The following is a 19,055-nucleotide window of genomic DNA, read 5'->3' on the forward strand; positions in this document are numbered from 1 at the left end:
AACATTTAACGACAATAAAATATTGAATTCGACAAATTAATGCTCTAAATCCTCGCTCACAAGATCCTTTATCTTTCTACGGATTATCTCGCAGCGCAGCATCTGAACAAACTCGACATCCAAACCAAGCGTTCTCGCTTCGAAATAGCTGCTTGCCAGATGATCGTCCTGCAGATGCGCCAAGATGAATCTCATCTGGGGAATCACCTTTCCGGATGGCGTTTTTACGGTTTCGGCCGCTTCCTTGAAGCGAAGCGTTTCCATCTGAATTTCCTCTGCTATATTCAATATTTCATGGCGGTTAAGCCGTACCCTGACCGATTGCTCCTGAAGTACAGTCTGGACAGCCAGGGAGACATACCACGCATCGTCGTTTTCCTTCAGTGCCTTCATCGTAATCACCTGCAAACCTCGTTTACTTTAGTTTGAAATAAATAGATTTCTTTTGAATGCTTTGCGCTTATATGTTAAAGTTTACCTGTAATTTATTGGTGTTGTCAGTGCAATTTGAGTGCGTAAAGATGCAAAATGATATGCACATTTATTAAAAAACGCGCAAAAAACTCGTATCTAATTAAAGATACGAGTTTATCACTGGAAATAGGTAGGACTTTCTACACCCAATAAGTTTCTTTTGCCGAAGCAGAGTCGTTTTTTACAAATGCTTTTTTAAGAGCGCTTTTTTCATTGTTCTTTAAAGAAAAGAGGCCAATAGCTGACTCAATCGTTTGATGGTCTGACTTTTTTAGTTGCTTTATTACAGATTTTAGTTCTGAAGGCTGTGCTAGGATCACGGTAATTACCTCCTGGTTGGATAGTTTTTCCTAATCATATTATCACATTTTGTAGAAAGAAGGGCAGGAATTGTCGATTAAAAAGACAAATTTATTCATTTTTATTCTATTAATAGGGATAGTTTCTTGGTTTATCTTTATAACAATGCGTTATCCTTATATGGATTTCAATGTGATTGAAAGAAATGGACACTGGTATGTTAGCCAAATGGACCCAAGAAGTTTAATTACGAAAACAGATCTTCAAATAAATGATGAAATTTTATTTATTAATAAAAATAAAGTGGAAGATTATTATTCAGTTAGACGTTGGGGAGCGGTGGATCAAGCAAAAGAAATATCGGTAAAGCGAGGAGACTTAATATTTAAGATTCAGACTGATCAACTATCTAAACTTACTAAAGAGGATCTTTTGTCCGTGTTCGGTGGTTTAAGTTGTTTATTTGTTTCCTTACTATTGCTTTTAGGCATAAAGAATTCTGAATCGGCAAAAAGGTTAGCGATCGTCTTCGTATCAATCAGTTTGACATTTCTTAGTCTTGGGGCTTCTATCAGAGGAGATTTACTGGGGAAAATGATTATTGGAGCGGGGTTGGTTACCATTCCAATTGCCATGGTTCATTTTTTAATCGTGTTTTTAAACGATAAGGGACAAATTAAGCTAGAAACAAAAAACTTAAAATGGTGGTATGCCTCTGTTATCTTTTTTACGTTGCCACTCCTTTTTCGCTTCGACAATTTGTCGGTAAATCAATGGATTCATAAGATTTATTCTCTTTGTGAGCTTTTATTTTTTTCAATAGGTGCGCTCATTAATATTGTTTATTTAATTTTCATTTATTTAAAACATTGTAAGTCTAATCCTTATCTATCTATGATAATTAAAACTATAATTGTCTTTTTTTCTATTTCAATAACGCCGATCGTTTGCTTTTCATTTTTTACAAAAATAATGTTTGGTTTTGAATGGATTAGATCCGGTTATTCCGGTTGGTTTATTCTATTGTTTCCTCTGTCGTTTACATATCTCATGGTAACTAAAAAAATTTACGATATAGACTTGATTGTTAGAAGAATTATTCTTACTACCGCTGTCTCGATTATTCCAAGTGCCATCATTGTTTTAATGATACCATTAATTTATTCCTATAAAATGGAATTAAATCATATGTTCTTAGCATTTACAGTTCTCATCGTTTTAATATCCGTAACCCTGTATTCTCTGGAATATTTTACGAACAAATTAGAAAAAACAATTTTTCCACGGAGATATTACCTGCAAAGCTCAATTAAAAAAATAGCAAAAAAATTAGGATTGATTTCAAGCTTTACTGAATTAAAAGAATTAGTTTTAAAAGATATTATTGAAATTTTGCAAGTATATGGAGGCGCTATTTTTTTTAAGTATAATGATTCTCACGAGTTGATAAGTGAAGGTGCAATATTAGAAAGAGATATTCTTAGTATATTTTCTCAAAAATCTGTAGATTCCGATTTAGTCGTCTTTGAACTTACGCGTAATCAAGAGTACGTAAGTTACCTGGTGCTTACAAGAAAAAAGACAAATACATACTTAGGTTCTGAAGAAATGCAATGGCTAAACTTAATTACATCGTATTTGTCTATTAGCATGGAAAACTTATATTTAATTCGTAAAATGTCACATAAGCTTGAATTGCTTGCAGCCCAGGTTCCAAGTGAAGAAACGGCTAATGATATTGCATGGTTTCGTAAACTAATGTTTGAGCTTCAGGAGAAAGAAAGATTCCGTATCGCTACAGATCTGCACGATACAACCATGCAAGACCTGTTCTTTTTAAAGAGAAAGCTGGCTGCTTTGCTTGATAATTATTCGGACGATTGGCAGGATTCGGAGCAGGCGAAGAGTTTGCTTGATTATATCGATATCATCAATATGAATTTGCGACAAAGCTGCTTCGAGCTGCATCCTTATTTGCTCCAAGAGCTTGGATTGGTACGGACGATTGACAAGCTTATCGATTTAGAGCAGTCTACCTTGCCATTTGAAGTCGAGTTCAGGTATGGAGGCATCGATCTCATCGAGTCTTGCAACATGGAGATGAAGCGTCATCTTTTCCGCGTGTTCCAGGAGCTCATTAACAATGCGAAAAAACATTCGAATGCAACAAAAGTGAATTTTAATCTGAGTGCTTCTAACGGCAAGCTGGTGATGCAGTACCGTGACAATGGCCTTGGCTTCTTATCCGAACAGGATCTCGTTCGAGAGATCGGGGGCTCGCATATCGGCCTGGAGCAGTTGAAGAGCAGAATCTTATCCATGCGGGGCGTATTCGAGATCAAGTCCGGTCAAGGCAGCGGCATGTCGTTCAGTGCCGTAATCCCGCTTAAAGAAGGAATGACTGCATGAAACGAAAATATAAAACGATCGTCGTGGATGATCATCCGTTGATGGCGCAGGCGACGCTGCAGTTGGTCAGCCAGATGGACAGAATCGAGACAGCCGGGTTTGCAAAGAGCGGCGAAGACGCAATTCAGCTAGCTGCCGCCGTCAGTCCCGATCTGGTGCTGCTGGATTATCAACTGCCGGATCTGAGCGGCACACAGGTTGCAGAGCGGCTAAAGGCGGCGCATCCGAACCTCAAGATCATTATTTTCACAGGCGTCGACGTCTCGGACCTGCTTCCTTTTCTGCTGTCCAATCTGATAAGCGGCATTATTTCCAAAGGGGTCACTGAGTCGACCATGAAGCACATTGTCGCCTGCGTGCTCGACAATCATATCGTGCTGCCGCAGAGCATGATGTCGCAGCTGAAGAGCATGTCCGGCAAAGACAACGTCGATCAGCTGTTGTCCGAGGAAGAGGTGCTGCTCATGACGCTGATCATCAAGGGCGATACGTACGAGAAGATTGCCGAACGGATGTATATCAGCAAACGGTCGGTCGACAACTATCTGAGGCGCATCTACGAGAAGCTCGGCGTTCAAACGCGTGCGCAAGCGATCGAGAGATTCGTGCAAAGTTCGCAATACCAGAGTTGAGAGGGAGACGGGCATGGACGAAATTGTGTTGTCAGAGCTGGACCGGATGGTGGATGAATACGCGCGGGATGCGACGTTGAATGCGACGCTGCGGTCCTTTATCGCCGAAAAAGCTTCCGAGAAGACGTCCTGGGCGGAAATGACCCGCTGCACGCATCGGATGCTGGGTGGGCGGTCTCCCGAACTGGAGCGGCATGCGGCGCTGACGGAGCTGATCATACTCCTGTTGGACATCGTGGACGATCTGCAGGATCGGGATAGCCCCGGCAGACCTTGGATGACTTGCGAGCCGGCCGTTACGCTCAACGCGGTACTCGCGATGTTCGCGGCGATTCTCGGCAATTGCGACAGGCAGGGGATTGGTATCAGGATCGGCGGTCTGCTGGCAAGATCGATTCAAGGGCAGCAGGCAGATATCACTGATAAGGTGCAATCGGAAGAAGATTATTTTCACATGATCTCGGACAAGTCAGGCGCACTGATGCAGCTTGCCGTCTATATGGGATATTCGCTCCTCGACGGGATCGATTCCGATGTGCAAGAGACGCTCGACCAGCTGGCCGTATGCGGGGGGATCGTTTCCCAGATTGAAAACGACGCGAGAGACGTGCTGAGGCTCGACTTCAAGAACGATCTTTTGCACAAAAAGCATACGCTGCCCGTCCTGTTCATGCTGGAAGACAGTCACGCAGAATTTCCGGCGCTGGACGAATATTATGAGGGAGTGCTGTCACAGGAGCAATTCGTCGATAGACAACAAGAATTTGTACAGTACGCACGGGATTCGGGCTGCATCGAATATTGCAAGGTCGTGCAAGCGCTCTACAAAGATAAAGCGAACGAACTGTACGATCTGCTGCCGCCGATGCAAGAGCCGTGGGCGGGGAAGTTCAGAGAAATATTTGTCCCCGATTATGAGGTTCGGTATAATGCAAGTTGAGAGGGGGGCGTTAGTTGATGGCAAATCACTTTGCCGGAATGCGCTTAACTCATGCAAAGCCTGCGAATAGGGCGATACTTTGCATGGGGCCGGACTTTCAGCGTTAACCGATCGCCCGTACCAGCGTTATCGTTTCTAATCATGGGCTTTGCACCTAATTAGCGTTCCATACTAATTAAGGGGCTGAAAAGCATGCAACCATTCATTAGAAACCACCAATATAACCTGATTAAAAAACAAGTCGGTCTGCTGCAGCACGCCTGCGCGACTGTCGCGGATCCGAGGATTGTCGAATCGGTCCGTTCCAATATGCAGTTCAAGCTCGCAGAGGCGTTTCCCGATGCGAACGAAGCGGCGCTTGAGATTGTCCAACGCGGATCCGAGCTCGGTACCGCGCCGGAGTTCCAGCTGTATCTGGCTTCTCTGGAGAGTCACCGCATCGCGTTCGAACCCGGGACGGAGCAGCAGCTGAAAAAGCTGTATCCGAAGATCAAGAAGCTGAAGCTTCCGGATCTGGCCGCGCTGGATAGGAAAGCGATCAGCTATCTGGGCTGGTCGGACATCGCTTCGAACAAGCTGTTTATCGTGTACCCGCTGGATGGCCGGCTCGTCGGCATTGAGGGAAGGTTCACGCCGACGAACAAAAAGGGCACCTGTTTCGTGTGCAATCGGCAGACGGAGGTTGGCCTGTTCACGGCACTTACCAAGTCCAGGCCCGCGAACGCATCGCCGGACTACTACAAGGCGATCGGCAATTATATGTGCGCGGACAGCGAGGTTTGCAATCATAACATTACGGATCCGGCGCCGCTCGAGCAATTTTTGAGCAACGTTGTGAAGTAGAGGCATCGTTTGTGAAGAGAAGCAAGGGCAGTGGAGCAAGGGCAATGAAGCAAGGGCAGTAAAGCAAGGGCAATGACGTAAGAGCAGTGAAGTAAAGAAAGTAAGGCAGGAAGCAGAGCAATGAACGGTGAAGCGCATAGGGCTTCACCGTTTTTTTTCTTATACTGACTCGGGCGGCGGTGATTCGAAGAGTAGCAAGGATGCTTTTGACGAGTCGGAGTTTTCGGGATGTCGGGCGAGTCGAATAACCTGCATTTATACATGTATTTTCAACTGGCGCACGAGGCATGATGAAATTCATGCAAATAAGCAGGTAAATGCGCTGTACGATCCATAAATGAGGTGGAGGGAGGAAAATAACTGCTTTTTGGCAGTTGTTTTGTCCAGATGCGGCGATATCGGCAAAAAAGATGTATATTTGCAGGCATTGCAGTGAATGGTCGAATGCGAGTGTTCTACCAAACCGTCCGAACGGCAGTCGAATGAGCCATCGATAGCCTACCGCGCGAATCGAGTTCAGATGCTAGTCAAATCCGCTGGGCACTCTTCCATGTTTAGCACACAGCGGCCGTCTTCACGACGGGTTCGTCGACTTCGCCGCGCAGCAGCGCGATCTCGTGCTTGTATGGCGGATTGACGTACTTCTTCGCCCCGATCGACGGCGTCTCGAGCAGCATGGGGAGGCCTTGCAGCTGAGGATGCCGCACGACGTAGCGGAGAGCATCGAGCCCCATGAAGCCGTGTCCGATATTTTCGTGCCTGTCCTTGCGCGAACCACGCTCGTGCTTGGAATCGTTGATGTGGAGCACTTGAAGCCGGTCCAGCCCGACGATGCGGTCGAATTCGTCCAGGACGCCGTCAAAGTCGGCGGCGACGTCATAGCCCGCGTCATGGATATGACAAGTGTCGAGGCATACGGACAAACGCTCGTTGTGCGTAACGCCACCGATGATACGCGCCAGCTCCTCGAAGCTTCTGCCGCACTCCGTACCTTTGCCTGCCATCGTCTCGAGCGATACTTGAACGTCAAGCCTTTCGGACAGCACTTCATTTAACCCTTCAACGATCCGGGCGATGCCCGCTTCCGCGCCCGCGCCGACGTGCGATCCGGGATGCAGGACAAGCTGCCGGCTGCCAAGCGCTTCGGTGCGCACCAATTCTTCGTGCAGCAGCTCGACGCCGAACTCGAACGTTCGCGGTGAGATTGTGTTGGCCAGATTGATGATAAAGGGCGCATGAACGACAATGTTCGAAATACCGTGCTCGCGCATATGGGCAGTGCCTAGTTCAATATTGAGCGCTTCGATCGGCTTGCGGCGGGAATTGTGGGGCGCGCCGGTGTAGATCAGAAACGTATTTGCGCCATACGATGCCGCTTCCTCGCTGGCTTGCAGCAGCATGCGGCTGCCGGACATCGATACATGCGAGCCGATTAATAAAGACATGCCTGCATTACGCCTCCTCGGAAGAACAGTTCCATTCGCAAGTAAAATTACGTTGACCTCATCATAAAACGCCGGGGGTTTCCGGTCCAATGCCAAATAAATCAAAAGCGCGCAGCCGCTCCGATCAGGAGGGCTGCGCATCGGCCAAGCGTATCTTCAGCTGCAAGCGCAGTTGAGCACCGGCTTGCGGGCGGCGGTCGTCTCGTCGAGACGACGGACGACGGTGTCGTAAGGCGCATTCAGGACGAGCTCCGGGTTCGTGCGAGCCTCCTCGGCGATCCGAATCATCGTATCGATGAAGCCGTCGAGCGTCTCCTTGCTCTCGGTCTCGGTCGGCTCAATCATGATGCATTCCTCGACGTTAAGCGGGAAATAGATCGTCGGCGGGTGGTAGCCGAAGTCGAGCAGCCGCTTGGCGACGTCGAGCGTGCGCACGCCATAGGGCTTGAGGCCCCGGCCCGACATGACGAACTCGTGCTTGCACACGCCGGGATACGGAATCTCGTAGTGCGGCGCGAGGCGGGCCATCATGTAGTTGGCGTTCAATACGGCGCATTCGGACACGTGGCGCAAGCCCTCCGGTCCATAGGTCCGAATGTACGTGTACGCGCGGACAAGGATGCCGAAGTTGCCGTAGTATGCCTTGACGCGTCCGATCGATTGAGGGATATCGTAGTCGAAAAAATAAGTGCCGTCTTCGCGGCGGGCGACGATCGGCTTCGGCAGGAAGGGGATCAGCCTGTTCTTCACGCCGACGGGGCCCGCGCCCGGCCCGCCGCCGCCGTGCGGCGTGCTCATCGTCTTGTGCAGGTTCAAGTGCACGACATCGAAGCCCATGTCGCCCGGCCGGGCGATGCCCATAATGGCGTTGGAGTTCGCGCCGTCGTAATAAAGCAGGCCGCCCGCATCGTGGACGATCGCCGCGATCTCGACGATCTGCTCCTCGAACAGCCCCAGCGTGCTCGGATTGGTCAGCATGAGCGCAGCGGTGTCGCCGCCGACCGCCGCGCGAAGCGCCCCCAGGTCGACCATGCCCCGCTCGTCGGACTTGATCGTGACCGTCTCGAATCCGGCGACCGTCGCGCTCGCGGGATTCGTGCCGTGCGAGGAATCGGGCACGATTACCTTCGTCCGATGCTCGCCGCGACTCTCGTGATAGGCGCGGATCATCATCAGGCCGGTCCATTCGCCGTGAGCGCCGGCTGCCGGCTGCAGCGTGACCTGGTCCATGCCGGTGAGAACGGCGAGGTCGTTTTGCAGGGTGTACATGAGCTCGAGCGCGCCTTGAATGCTCTCCTCCGGCTGATAGGGGTGAATTTTGGCGAAACCGGCAAGGCGTGCCGTATCTTCGTTGATTTTCGGATTGTACTTCATCGTGCAGGAGCCGAGCGGGTAAAAGCCGTTGTCGACGCCGAAGTTGCGGCGGGACAACTCGGTGTAGTGGCGGACGACGTCGACTTCGTACACTTCGGGCAGCGCGGCCGGCGTCTCGCGCAGCATGGAGGCAGGTATCAGCTCGGAGGCCGGAACCTCAGGCACGTCGCATGGCGGCAGCGAATAAGCGACGCGTCCGGGTTTGCTCAGTTCAAAAATCAATGCTTTTTCTGTCGGTCCTGCATTCGTCGATGCGGTCATACGGCCACCTCCTCCAATTTGGCTGCGAAGCTGTCGATTTCTTGACGCGTGCGTTTCTCGGTAACGGCAATCAGCATATGGCCTGCCAGCTCCGGATACGCGATGCCCAGGTCGTAACCGCCGAGAAAGCCCGACGACAGCAGCTTCAGATTCGTCTCCCGGACGGAGACGCCGTACGGCAGCTTCACGACGAATTCGTTGAAGAACGGTGTGCCGAACGGCAGCGCGAATCCGCGCCTCGCCAGTTCGCGGGCTGCGTAATGCGCCTTTTGCAGATTCAGCCGAGCTGCGTCCTGCAATCCCTGCTTGCCCATCGTCGACAGATAGATCGACGCGCACAAGGCGAGCAGCGCCTGATTGGAGCATATATTGGACGTCGCCTTCTCGCGGCGGATATGCTGCTCGCGGGCTTGCAGCGTCAGGACGAAGCCGCGCTTGCCGTCGATGTCGGTCGTCTGGCCGACGATGCGTCCCGGCATCCGGCGCATGAGCGGCTCCGCAACGGCGAAGAAGCCGCAGGTCGGGCCGCCGAGCGATTGCGAGATGCCAAGCGGCTGCGCGTCGCCGACGCAGATGTCCGCGCCAAGCTTGCCCGGCGTCTCGAGGAGGCCGAGCGCCATCGGATTGGCGCTGACGACGAGCAGTCCCTTGACGCCGTGGACGATCGGCTCGATGGCGGCCAGGTCCTCGATCGCGCCGTAGAAGTTCGGCGACTGGACGAGCACGGCCGCCGTGTCGTCCGTGACCGCTTCGCGCAGCGCGGCGAGGTCTGTGACGCCGTCCGCGCAGCCGATCTCGGCGATGTCCAGATTAAGCCCGCGCGCCATCGTGCGGAGCGCCTCGCGCGCTTCCGGATGGACGGCGCGGGAGACGATCAGCTGCTTGCGCCTGGTGGCGCCTGCGGCGAGCGCGCCCGCTTCGGACAGCGCGGTGACGCCGTCGTACATGCTGGCGTTGGCGACCTTCATGCCGGTCAGCTCGCAAATGTACGATTGAAATTCAAAGATGGCTTGCAGCTCGCCTTGGCTGATTTCAGGCTGATAGGGGGTATAGGCGGTATAAAATTCGGAGCGGGAGATCATGTGATTAATAACGACGGGAAGGTGATGGTCATAGATGCCGGCGCCGAGAAAGCTCTTGAAGCGGTCGGTGTCCGCGTTGCGCCCGGCCAGCGCCTTCATATGCTCCAGCAGCGAGAACTCGTCGAGCGCGCCGGACATCGGCAGCGTGCCGCGGTAACGAATGGCCTCCGGAACGTCGCGGAAGAGCGCCTCGACGGACGAGACGCCGATCGTCTCCAGCATGTCGGCCTGGTCCTGCTCGGTCATAGGGATGTATCGATGGAGATTTGGCATGGCGATTCATCACTCCTTGGGCAGTCTCTTGTAAAAAGGCGTCCTGATCACTTCGGCCTTCAGCCGTTTGCCGCGAATATCTACTTCGACCCCGGTGCCGGGCGCGGCGTAAGCAGCGTCGACCAGGGCAAGCCCCAAGCTGCGCTTCAGCGTCGGAGATTGCGTTCCCGTCGTCACCTCGCCGATCCGCAGATCCCCCGCAAATACGGGGTAGTGGGAGCGGGGGATGCCTCTGTCGATCATCTCGATGCCGACAAGCTTGCGGGGCAAGTCTTTTTCCTTCTGTCTCACCAGCGCGTCCTTGCCGATAAAGTCTTCCTTGTCCAGCTTGACGAAGAAGCCGACGCCCGCCTCCAGCGGGGTGATCGTGTCGGACAGCTCTTGCCCGTACAGCGGCAGGCGCGCTTCGAAGCGGAGCGTGTCGCGGGCGCCGAGACCGGCCGGCACGAGTCCATACGGTTCTCCCGCAGCCATCAGCGTGTGCCAGACGTCTGCCGCCCGATCGGCGGGGACATAGAGCTCGAAGCCGTCCTCGCCGGTGTATCCTGTACGGGAGATCAGCACGTCTGCGCCGGCCAGCGGCGTTTGCTCATTGAAGCGGAAGGAGGGGAGCGCCAAAACGTCATGCGTCGCGCCGGCAGCATCCAGGATATCGGCAGCGCGCGGCCCTTGAAGGGCGAGCAGGGCGTAGCGGTCTGAAGCATTTTCGAGGGAAACGTCCCCGAAGAGATGGGATCGCATCCATGCGAAGTCCTTGTCGATGTTGGCGGCGTTCACGACGGCCATGTAATGATCCGCAGCGATCCGGTAGACGAGCAGGTCGTCCACGACGCCGCCGTTCGGGTAACACATGAGCGTATACTGTGCCTGGCCGTCCGTCAGTTTCGAGACATCGTTGGTCGTCACCCGCTGCAGGAAGCGTTCCGCGCCGCCGCCCGTCACGATGAACTCGCCCATATGGGAGACATCGAACAGGCCGGCTTGCTGACGAACCGCGTCATGCTCCTTCTGAATCCCCGAAAATTGCACGGGAAGCTCCCAGCCGCCAAAGTCGATGCAGCGGATGCCGGGAAGTTCGGCATAGACCGTGTAGAGCGGGGTTCTTTTTAATTCGGTCATCGTGGTCGTTCGCCTCCTTGAATCAAAGTCTCGATCGATCCCGTTTCGACGCAAAAAAGGACAGCCGCAAAAAGAAAGCGCGCCCCCAGCCGAAGCTGCCTGCGTCCTCTTTTCGCTCTGTCCTTTGTACCTGAGAGTTACCTTGAATCCGTACCCGGAACCAAGTTTCCCCGTGGGTGATCCCGCGTCCCGCCGCGGAATGCTCTCCAGAGTCGCGTCCGGCAAAGGTCCTTTTGCCTGAGAGATTCTCCTCTTGCGAGGGTTACTCCTTCGGCGCCGCCTCCACGTTCATCAGGGGCGATCTCTCCCGCTGCCATCATCCGCACTATGCTTTTGTCGTTACAATCTATTCATACATGAGTCTGGGAGGAAGTGTCAACGGTAAATTGCATGGTATACTGGGAGAACCGAAAATCAGGGAGGCATCGACATGAACGACAGCATGACTTTGGCGGATGCATTCCAAAACAGCAAGTATCCGATCGTCGGCCACGGCAAACGGAACGTCCAGGTGCTGATGGAAGCATTCGAGGGAACGGATGCGGACGCGAGCAGCGATATGTACGGAAAAGGGGAGATCATCGAGCGGTTTCAGGCGAAAATGGCCGCTTATCTCGGCAAGCCGGAGGCCGTATTTTTCCCGAGCGGCACGATGGCGCAGCAGATTGCGCTGCGGATTCACTGCGACGAGACGGGGAAAGGGAAGGTCGCTTACCATCCCCTTAGTCATCTGGAGCTTCACGAGGAGGACGGCCTGAAGGAGCTGCACCGGATCGAGACCGTGCTGCTGGCCGAGCGCGACCGGCTCATCGGGCCGGCGGATGTCCGATTGCTTGGCGACGACGTCGCATGCCTGCTGCTCGAACTGCCTCAGCGGGAGATCGGCGGTCAGCTGCCGCCCTATGCGGAGCTTGAGAAAATTGCCGCTTACTGCCGCAGCCGCGGCATCAGATTGCATCTGGACGGCGCGCGACTGTTCGAGATTTTGCCGCATTACGGGAAGTCTGCCGCCGAAATTTGCGCGTTGTTCGACAGCGTGTACGTCTCTTTTTACAAAGGACTGGGCGGTATCGCGGGAGCGATATTGGCGGGGGACGCAGCGCTGACCACGCGGTCGAAGATCTGGAAGCGCAGGCATGGCGGCGATCTGATCAGTCTGTATCCGTATGTGATCAGCTCCGAATACTACTTCGACAAGCGAATCGGCAGAATGGCGCAGTATTACGAGGAAGCGAAGACGCTGGCGGCCATGTACAACGATTGCGGGGATCCGATCCGTACGGTCCCGGCGGTGCCGGCGTCCAATATGTTCCATGTCCAAGCGGACCTGGAGAAGGAAGCGCTGGAATCGCTATTGGTGGAAGTATGCGAAGCGACGGGAGTCGGCTTGTCCGCTTGGGTCCAGGGGCTTGAGGATGGTGGCAGCGCCTATGAGGTAAGCATCGGCGACCGCTTTGCGGCGGTACCGGATGACCGATTGCGCCAAGCGTTCGCGCTGCTGAGAGAAAAGCTGCAGGAAGACGGGTATCGGGCTTAGAGCTAGCGCGCATCCTAATGCGGGAATGGCGTTTGTCTTAAAGCGAAGGAGACCGATATGCGCAAAAACGAATTCGAAGCGCTTCAAGCCCTGGAGCGCCATGCGACGCCTTTTCTAGGGGCAGCCTACGCGGAAGCGCTCGTGGAGCTTGCCGGCGAAGCCAAATTCGCGCTGATCGGCGAAGCTTCGCACGGCACGTCCGAGTTTTACGTCGAGCGGGCCGAGCTGTCCAAGCGGCTTATCGTCGAGAAGGGCTTCAAGTTTATTGCCGTCGAGGGCGACTGGCCTTCTTGTTATGTGCTGAACCGTTATGTAAAAGGCGACGACGCAGCCGGCACGATCGCCGCGGAAGCCCTCCGCGACTTTGCGCGCTGGCCGACCTGGATGTGGGCGAATCGCGAGATCGCGGCGTTCGCAGACTGGCTTCGCGTTTATAACGACGGCAAGGCCGAAGAAGACAAGGTCGGCTTTTACGGCATCGATCTGTACAGCTTGTGGGAGTCGATGGACGAGATTCTGAAGTACCTCGCGCAAAAAGACGGCACCGACCTGGAGGCGGCCAAACGCGCCTTCGAATGCTTCGAGCCGCACGGACGAGAGGAGCAGCAGTACGGAATCGCGGCCAATTTCTATGGCGAGGGCTGTGAAACGGAGGTCGTTGCGCTGCTGCGCAAGCTGCAGGACAAATGGCAGAGTGCGCGATCGGGAGACCGCGAGGATGCGCTTGCGGCGGAGCTGAATGCGCTCGCGGTGAAGGGAGCGGAGGATTATTACCGGACGATGATCCGCCACGATGCCGAATCCTGGAACGTGCGCGACCGGCACATGGTCGAGGCGCTCGAACGTCTCATGGCCTACCACGGGCCAATGGCAAAGGCCGTCGTCTGGGCGCACAATACGCATATCGGCGACGCGCGCGCGACGGACATGGCCGATGAAGGCATGGTGAATGTCGGGCAGCTGCTGCGCGAGACGCATGACGGCGATGTCTATTCAATAGGCTTCGGTACTTATGAAGGAACCGTGATCGCCGGACGAGGTTGGGGACGCCCTTTTGAGGAGATGAAGGTGCCCCCGGCACAGTCCGGAAGCCTTGAAGAGCTGCTTCATCGGTTCGAGCCTGCCGACAAGCTGCTCCTGCTCGACGACGCCGAGCAGGTGCTGCGCGAATCGAAGCTTGGCCATCGCGCGATCGGCGTCGTTTATCATCCCGAATACGAGCGGGGCAACTACGTGCCCACGACGCTGGCGGAACGATACGACGCATTTATTTTTCTGGACCGGACTTCCGCGCTTGCGCCGCTTGCCGTTGAAGCAGCCTTTTCATAGCCCCGCCAAGCCAGCTTCTGAAGGAGGAGATCCATATGCCCATCGAAAAAGAGCTGCACGATCTGAAAACGGAGCAGGCCGGCATCGTCGATCAGCACGAGACGCGCATAACGGACGAGCCCGTGCTGATTCAGCCGCCGGAGGTCAGCCCCGGGCCTTACGGTAAGCATACGCAGGAATCGGGTAAGCGGAGAAGAGAGTGACGAAGAAAAGAAAATACCGAATGAACGAAAAGAAAATACTGAACGAACGAAAAGGCGCCTCCACGGCGTCTTTTTGACGTTAAGCCCGCTGCAGGTTCACTAGACTTGTTCGACCATCACTTCCATGCCCGCTTCGGTCATCTCGTGAAGCTGCTGTTCGGTGATCCGGCTGTCGGTGATCAGCAGGTCGATCTCGCCGGGCTCGGCGAATTGGACGAACGAATTTTTGCCGATTTTGGCGCTGTCGCACAAGAGCACGACCTGCGTCGCGATCCGGATCATCGTCCGCTTGACCTCGGCCTGGTTCATGTCCGGCGTCGTGCAGCCTTTGCGGACGCTGAAGGCGTTGGTGCCGAGGAACACCTTGTCTACGTTGAGCTCGGAGAGCAGCTTGACGGCGAACGGACCGACCGTACAGTGAAAATGTCGGCGCAGCATGCCGCCGATGACGACGACGGACACGTTGTCTACGCGCTCAAGCATCGAAGCGATCTCAATATCGTTGACGATAACGGTCAGGTTCTTTTTGCCCTGCAGGTGATTGCACATCTGCCTGGTCGTAATGCCGGCATCCAAAATGATAATATCGCCGTCCTCGACCAGCTCTGCCGCTTTTCTGGCGATCGCTTCCTTCAGGCTTAAATCCTTGACCGTCTTGTCTTTGTTATCAGGCTCGAAGCCGACCGTCGCGGCATCGCTCGGAATCGCGCCGCCATGCGTGCGCTTGATCAGACCCCTTGCTTCGAGATCCCGCAGGTCGCCCCGAATCGTAGCCGGCGACATCTTGAAAAAGGCGACAAGGTCGGGTACGAGCACCTTCCCGCGCTCCTGAACCATTTTGGCAATGGCTGCCTGCCGCTCCTCGGCGAACATGACGTCCGAATTTCCCTCGTTCATGGCCATCTTCCTTTTAAAGGTTGAATGATTATCGCAAATTAGATCATCCGATCGCAAAAATGATCAATCGAGTAGATGAGTCTTCTGAATTATACTATATAACAGCGAATGATTGTCGTTTATTCGTAAAGTGATGAGTGATAAGCTTAAAACCTACTGAGTCGAAATTAAACAACAACAAAACGCGTGCGAACGACAGCAATAATCAACTTTTGAAAAGCGGGTGAAAGGGCTCATGCAGCAAAAAGAGATCGGCGTATGCATCATCGGAGCAGGCAGAGCGGGTATGATCCACGCCGCCAACTTCCGGAAAAACGTGCCGTTGGCCAGACTTGTCGCCGTCGTCGACCCGAACCAGGAAACGGCCGCATCGGCTGCGAAGGAGCTTGGAATCGACCGCTACTATACGGACTACAAGCAAGCGCTCGAGGACGCGGAGATCGACGCCGTCGTCGTCGTGACGCCGACGATCTATCACCGCGATATCGTCGTGGCGTCCGCGCATGCGGGCAAGCATGTGCTGTGCGAAAAGCCGATGGCGATAAGCGTTCGCGAATGCGACGAGATGATCGCGGCTTGCGAGGCGGCCGGCGTCACGCTGCAGGTCGCGTTCATGAGACGCTTCGACGAGAGCTTCGTCGAAGCCAAACGCGCGATCGACGAAGGTGCGATCGGCGAAGTCGTGCTCGTCAAGTCGCTGACGCGCGGACCGAGCCAGCCGATGCCCTGGATGTACGATCTGGCTAAGAGCAACGGCCCGCTCGCCGAGGTCAACAGTCACGACATCGACACGATCCGTTGGTTCTCGGACTCGGAGGTGTCCGAGGTGTATGCGATCGGCGGCAACTACCGCAACCGGCATGTCTCGGCCGACTTCCCGGACTTTTACGACAATGTCTCGCTCACCGCCCGCTTCGCGAGCGGCGCGCAGGCTAGCATTGACGGCGCGGTCGCCGTCCGCTATGGATACGACAGCCGGGTGGAGATTCTCGGCACCGAAGGCGTCATCTTTCTTGGTCAGACGCACGAGAAGACGACGATCGTCGCGGGTCCGGACCGGCTCCTCCGACGGCCGTTCATGAACAGCTGGCGGTCGCTTTTCAAGGAAGCCTATCTCGCCGAGGATACCGACTTCATCGCCGCCATTCTGGAAGGCAGGCCGCCGCGCGTGACGGGGCATGACGGCAAGATGGCCGTGCGTGTCGTCGAGGCCGGCAACGCGTCGATCAAGACCGGCGCGCCGGTCAGGCTCTAGGGAGGAGAAGCGAATATGTTAGCGGCCAGATTGTACGGACCCGGCGATATTCGGCTGGACGAGGTGCCAATGCCGGTCATCTCCGATCGGGAGATTCTCGTCAAGGTAAGGAGCGCGGGCATCTGCGGCACGGATATGCGGATGATCAAAAACGGATTTCCGGGCATCTCGGCGGAATCGCCGCGGACGCTCGGGCATGAATTGAGCGGGGAGATCGTCGAGGTCGGTTCGCTTACGACCGGCTACCGGGTCGGAATGCGCGTCGGCATTGCGCCTAACATGGGCTGCGGCATTTGCGGGGAATGCATCCGCGGCAACCAGCATCTGTGCGCAAGCTACGAGGCGCTTGGCGTTCAGATGGACGGCGGCTTCGCCGAGTATGTTCGAGTGCCGGAGCAGGCGCTGCGCTTCGGCAACGTCGTCGAGCTGCCGGCGCAGGTGACGTTCGACCATGCGGCCGTCAACGAGCCGTTGTCGTGCGTGTACAACGGGATCGAGCAGTGCCCGATCCGCGCCGGAGACGACGTGCTGATCATCGGCGCCGGTCCGATCGGCATCATGTATGCGCAGCTGGCCAAAATGTCAGGCGCTGGCAGGGTTTTCCTGAGCAACCGATCGACGGGCCGGCTGGAGCTGGCGCGCCGGATCGATCCTTCGTTCATCGCGCTGCCGGCAGACGGGTTGAAGGAAAGTTTGCTAGCGCAGACCGGCGGCCGGGGCGCGGACGTCATCGTGACGGCCAATCCGTCGCCCGAAGCGCAGCAGCTCGCGGTCGAGCTTGCGGCGATGGGCGGACGTATCAACTTTTTCGGCGGCCTGCCCAAGGATAGCGTGCCCGTCGCGCTGGACACGAACGTCATCCATTACAAGCAGCTGCTGGTAACGGGCAGCACGAAGGCGAACAACGCGCATTTCCGCAAGACGCTGCAGTTCATCGCGAGCGGCATCCTGGATGTCGGCAAGCTCGTATCCGCGCGCTATGCGATCGGCCGCTTCGACGAGGCGCTCCGCCACGCCGGCAGCTCACAGGGCATCAAGACGGTCATTGCGTTCGACTAGAGGGGAGAAGGAGTTAAATGCCATCCGACAATAGCCGCTCGAACTGCGCGATCGCCGTAGACCTGGGCACGCAGGGGACCAAAGCCGCGCTTATCGCGGCAGACGGCCAGATTCTTGGCAGCGCGTTCGTGCCTTCGAACCTGATTCGTCCCGCGCCAGGGCAGGTCGAGCAGGATCCGGACGAAATGTTCGGCTCGGTCGTCTCCGCCATCCGTTCGGCGATGGATCGAACGGGCGTCTCGCCCGCGCGCGTGGCGGCAGTCGGCATCGGCGGCCAGATGGCGGGCGTGCTCGGCGTCGACGAAGACTGGCATGCCATGACGCCCTACGACTCCTGGCTCGACAGCCGCTGCGAAGCCGCGATGCCGCTCATCCGGGATTGGGGCGAGGAAGCTTTTATCGGCATCACGGGCAGTCCGGTTACCTATGCACACGGTCCCAAGATTTTATGGTGGCGCAGGGAGCGACCGGAGGTCTATCGCTCGATCGCCAAGTTTCTCGTGCCCAGCGCCTACGTCGCCGGCAGGCTCGCGGGCTTGCGCGCGCAGGATGCCTTTATCGACCATACGCATCTTCATTTCACCGGCTTCGCCGACGTACAGCGGATGGCCTGGTCGGATGAGCTCCTGTCGGCGTTCGGCGTGGAAGGCGACAAGATGCCTGCCATCGTCCGGCCGTGGGACATCGTCGGCGGGCTAGCCGATCGTTATGCGGAAGCGGCGGGGCTGTTGGCGGGCACGCCGATCGCCGCGGGACTTGGCGATACCGCCGCGGCTACGCTCGGCGCGGGCATCGCGCGGCCGGGCCTGCTGTTCGACGTGGCGGGCACCGCGTCGGTGCTGTCCTGCTGCACGGCCGCGTATCGGCCGGATACCGCGGGCAAGACGCTCATCTATGCCCGCTCGGCGCTGCCCGATCTGTGGACGCCGCTTGCTTATATCAATGGCGGCGGGCAATGCCTTGCCTGGTTCAAGCGTATGACCGGCTTGGACTACGACGAACTGAATGCGCTGGCCGAGGCGGTGGAGCCGGGCTGCGGCGGCCTGACGTTTGTTCCGCATTTCGGCGGGCGCGTCTGTCCCAACACGCCGGCGCTTCGCGGCAGCTGGACCGGCCTTGCCTGGTCTCACGAGCGAGGCGCGCTGTTCCGGGCGATCCTCGAATCGGTCGCCTGCGAATACAAGCATTATCTTGGCACGCTCGAGCGGCTCGTCGGGCATGCGGCGTATGAAGCGGTCCATGTCGCGGGCGGCGGCGCGCGCAGCGCGCTGTTCAACGGGATCAAGGCGGACACGCTCGGCATACCGTACCGTCCGCTGCAGGCGGAGGATACGGCGCTGATCGGCGCGGCGCTCGTCGCGGGGCACGGCGTCGGGCTGTTCCCGGATCTGGCGGCATCGGCCGAGCGCTTCGCGGCGCCGGGAGCGGCGATCGAGCCGGATGCGGGCAGGCATCGCCAGTACGCCGTTGCTGCAGGCCGGTATCGGCGGACGCTGGACGGCATGCAGGCGTTGTATGCGAGCCTGGAAGCAGCCGAGTGATCGGGTAAATTTCACATTTATTTTATAAAACAAACATGCCTGCTGACACCCGGGGCAGCGATGTCCTGGGGTCAAGGAGAGG

General features: G+C 55.8%; 17 protein-coding genes and 2 riboswitches. Of the genes, 10 read left to right on the forward strand and 7 right to left on the reverse strand.

What is annotated here, in order from left to right; genetic code table 11:
- Positions 1-36 precede the first annotated feature (36 nt).
- Together sda and KB449_RS12230 are read right to left on the reverse strand one after the other, a co-directional pair.
- A complete protein-coding gene (gene sda / locus KB449_RS12225; RefSeq protein ID WP_282912801.1) occupies positions 37-393 on the reverse strand; it encodes a sporulation histidine kinase inhibitor Sda in 357 nt (118 codons plus the stop codon).
- A gap of 221 nt (positions 394-614) precedes the next feature.
- The gene (locus KB449_RS12230; RefSeq protein WP_282908640.1) at positions 615-794 is read right to left on the reverse strand and encodes a hypothetical protein; all 180 of its coding nucleotides are present in this window, start codon (positions 792-794) and stop codon (positions 615-617) included.
- Between the two features lie 70 nt (positions 795-864).
- Between KB449_RS12230 and KB449_RS12235 the strand changes: the two genes are divergently transcribed.
- From KB449_RS12235 to KB449_RS12250, 4 genes are all read left to right on the forward strand, one after another.
- Entirely contained in the window at positions 865-3,183 is a 2,319-nt protein-coding gene (locus tag KB449_RS12235; RefSeq protein WP_282908642.1) for a sensor histidine kinase, read from the forward strand.
- Positions 3,180-3,815, forward strand: coding sequence for a response regulator transcription factor (locus KB449_RS12240; protein WP_282908643.1), 636 nt, complete (start codon positions 3,180-3,182; stop codon positions 3,813-3,815). Before KB449_RS12235 ends, KB449_RS12240 begins: the two co-directional genes overlap by 4 nt.
- 13 nt (positions 3,816-3,828) lie before the next feature.
- Complete coding sequence (locus KB449_RS12245; RefSeq protein WP_282908644.1) at positions 3,829-4,755, forward strand: polyprenyl synthetase family protein; 927 nt, start codon at positions 3,829-3,831, stop codon at positions 4,753-4,755.
- 192 nt (positions 4,756-4,947) lie between these two features.
- The gene (locus KB449_RS12250; RefSeq protein WP_282908645.1) at positions 4,948-5,598 is read left to right on the forward strand and encodes a FusB/FusC family EF-G-binding protein; all 651 of its coding nucleotides are present in this window, start codon (positions 4,948-4,950) and stop codon (positions 5,596-5,598) included.
- A 554-nt stretch (positions 5,599-6,152) separates the two neighbouring features.
- Here the strand turns inward: KB449_RS12250 and KB449_RS12255 are convergent.
- The 4 genes from KB449_RS12255 to gcvT all read right to left on the reverse strand — a co-directional run bounded on the left by KB449_RS12255 (position 6,153) and on the right by gcvT (position 11,152).
- Entirely contained in the window at positions 6,153-7,043 is an 891-nt protein-coding gene (locus KB449_RS12255; RefSeq protein WP_282908646.1) for a deoxyribonuclease IV, read from the reverse strand.
- 156 nt (positions 7,044-7,199) lie between these two features.
- Positions 7,200-8,678 (reverse strand): aminomethyl-transferring glycine dehydrogenase subunit GcvPB, encoded by a 1,479-nt coding sequence (gene gcvPB / locus KB449_RS12260; protein ID WP_282908647.1) that lies wholly within the window; start codon positions 8,676-8,678, stop codon positions 7,200-7,202.
- Positions 8,675-10,033 carry an aminomethyl-transferring glycine dehydrogenase subunit GcvPA gene (gcvPA, locus tag KB449_RS12265; protein ID WP_282908648.1) on the reverse strand — a complete coding sequence of 453 codons (1,359 nt, stop codon included), beginning with the start codon at positions 10,031-10,033 and terminating at the stop codon, positions 8,675-8,677. The genes gcvPB and gcvPA overlap by 4 nt, the downstream gene beginning before the upstream one ends.
- A gap of 9 nt (positions 10,034-10,042) precedes the next feature.
- Positions 10,043-11,152: a glycine cleavage system aminomethyltransferase GcvT gene (gene gcvT, locus KB449_RS12270; protein ID WP_282908649.1), complete on the reverse strand. Its 1,110-nt coding sequence runs from the start codon at positions 11,150-11,152 to the stop codon at positions 10,043-10,045.
- 115 nt (positions 11,153-11,267) lie between these two features.
- Positions 11,268-11,364, reverse strand: a riboswitch (glycine riboswitch).
- 3 nt (positions 11,365-11,367) lie between these two features.
- Positions 11,368-11,472: riboswitch (glycine riboswitch) on the reverse strand.
- A gap of 110 nt (positions 11,473-11,582) precedes the next feature.
- On the opposite strand from gcvT, the gene KB449_RS12275 reads away from it, so the two are divergent.
- Genes KB449_RS12275 through KB449_RS12285 form a run of 3 tightly spaced genes read left to right on the forward strand, consistent with a single transcriptional unit; the run spans position 11,583 to position 14,221 of the window.
- Positions 11,583-12,689: a threonine aldolase family protein gene (locus KB449_RS12275; RefSeq protein WP_282908650.1), complete on the forward strand. Its 1,107-nt coding sequence runs from the start codon at positions 11,583-11,585 to the stop codon at positions 12,687-12,689.
- Between the two features lie 57 nt (positions 12,690-12,746).
- A complete protein-coding gene (locus KB449_RS12280) occupies positions 12,747-14,018 on the forward strand; it encodes an erythromycin esterase family protein (RefSeq protein ID WP_282908651.1) in 1,272 nt (423 codons plus the stop codon).
- A gap of 35 nt (positions 14,019-14,053) precedes the next feature.
- On the forward strand, positions 14,054-14,221 hold the full coding sequence (locus tag KB449_RS12285) for a hypothetical protein (RefSeq protein WP_282908652.1): 168 nt from the start codon (positions 14,054-14,056) through the stop codon (positions 14,219-14,221).
- A 99-nt stretch (positions 14,222-14,320) separates the two neighbouring features.
- On the opposite strand, the gene KB449_RS12290 is transcribed toward KB449_RS12285, so the two are convergent.
- Positions 14,321-15,118 (reverse strand): DeoR/GlpR family DNA-binding transcription regulator, encoded by a 798-nt coding sequence (locus tag KB449_RS12290; protein ID WP_282908653.1) that lies wholly within the window; start codon positions 15,116-15,118, stop codon positions 14,321-14,323.
- Positions 15,119-15,353: 235 nt separating this feature from the next.
- On the opposite strand from KB449_RS12290, the gene KB449_RS12295 reads away from it, so the two are divergent.
- The 3 genes from KB449_RS12295 to KB449_RS12305 are packed head-to-tail and all read left to right on the forward strand — an operon-like array spanning position 15,354 to position 18,973.
- Positions 15,354-16,373, forward strand: a complete 1,020-nt coding sequence (locus KB449_RS12295; RefSeq protein WP_282908654.1) for a Gfo/Idh/MocA family oxidoreductase — start codon at positions 15,354-15,356, stop codon at positions 16,371-16,373.
- Positions 16,374-16,388: 15 nt separating this feature from the next.
- Complete coding sequence (locus KB449_RS12300; RefSeq protein ID WP_282908655.1) at positions 16,389-17,432, forward strand: alcohol dehydrogenase catalytic domain-containing protein; 1,044 nt, start codon at positions 16,389-16,391, stop codon at positions 17,430-17,432.
- Positions 17,433-17,449: 17 nt separating this feature from the next.
- Positions 17,450-18,973 (forward strand): xylulokinase, encoded by a 1,524-nt coding sequence (locus tag KB449_RS12305; protein ID WP_282908656.1) that lies wholly within the window; start codon positions 17,450-17,452, stop codon positions 18,971-18,973.
- Positions 18,974-19,055 lie beyond the last annotated feature (82 nt).

This window comes from Cohnella hashimotonis (assembly GCF_030014955.1).
Lineage (GTDB): Bacteria > Bacillota > Bacilli > Paenibacillales > Paenibacillaceae > Cohnella > Cohnella hashimotonis.

What these genes read in the sequence shown, in the direction of transcription:
- sda (WP_282912801.1), bottom strand. Translation starts at nt 393, where the DNA reads ATGAAGGCACTGAAGGAAAACGACGATGCGTGGTATGTCTCCCTGGCT.
- KB449_RS12240 (WP_282908643.1), top strand. Translation starts at nt 3,180, where the DNA reads ATGAAACGAAAATATAAAACGATCGTCGTGGATGATCATCCGTTGATG.
- KB449_RS12245 (WP_282908644.1), top strand. Translation starts at nt 3,829, where the DNA reads ATGGACGAAATTGTGTTGTCAGAGCTGGACCGGATGGTGGATGAATAC.
- KB449_RS12250 (WP_282908645.1), top strand. Translation starts at nt 4,948, where the DNA reads ATGCAACCATTCATTAGAAACCACCAATATAACCTGATTAAAAAACAA.
- KB449_RS12255 (WP_282908646.1), bottom strand. Translation starts at nt 7,043, where the DNA reads ATGTCTTTATTAATCGGCTCGCATGTATCGATGTCCGGCAGCCGCATG.
- gcvPB (WP_282908647.1), bottom strand. Translation starts at nt 8,678, where the DNA reads ATGACCGCATCGACGAATGCAGGACCGACAGAAAAAGCATTGATTTTT.
- gcvPA (WP_282908648.1), bottom strand. Translation starts at nt 10,033, where the DNA reads ATGCCAAATCTCCATCGATACATCCCTATGACCGAGCAGGACCAGGCC.
- gcvT (WP_282908649.1), bottom strand. Translation starts at nt 11,152, where the DNA reads ATGACCGAATTAAAAAGAACCCCGCTCTACACGGTCTATGCCGAACTT.
- KB449_RS12275 (WP_282908650.1), top strand. Translation starts at nt 11,583, where the DNA reads ATGAACGACAGCATGACTTTGGCGGATGCATTCCAAAACAGCAAGTAT.
- KB449_RS12280 (WP_282908651.1), top strand. Translation starts at nt 12,747, where the DNA reads ATGCGCAAAAACGAATTCGAAGCGCTTCAAGCCCTGGAGCGCCATGCG.
- KB449_RS12285 (WP_282908652.1), top strand. Translation starts at nt 14,054, where the DNA reads ATGCCCATCGAAAAAGAGCTGCACGATCTGAAAACGGAGCAGGCCGGC.
- KB449_RS12290 (WP_282908653.1), bottom strand. Translation starts at nt 15,118, where the DNA reads ATGAACGAGGGAAATTCGGACGTCATGTTCGCCGAGGAGCGGCAGGCA.
- KB449_RS12295 (WP_282908654.1), top strand. Translation starts at nt 15,354, where the DNA reads ATGCAGCAAAAAGAGATCGGCGTATGCATCATCGGAGCAGGCAGAGCG.
- KB449_RS12300 (WP_282908655.1), top strand. Translation starts at nt 16,389, where the DNA reads ATGTTAGCGGCCAGATTGTACGGACCCGGCGATATTCGGCTGGACGAG.
- KB449_RS12305 (WP_282908656.1), top strand. Translation starts at nt 17,450, where the DNA reads ATGCCATCCGACAATAGCCGCTCGAACTGCGCGATCGCCGTAGACCTG.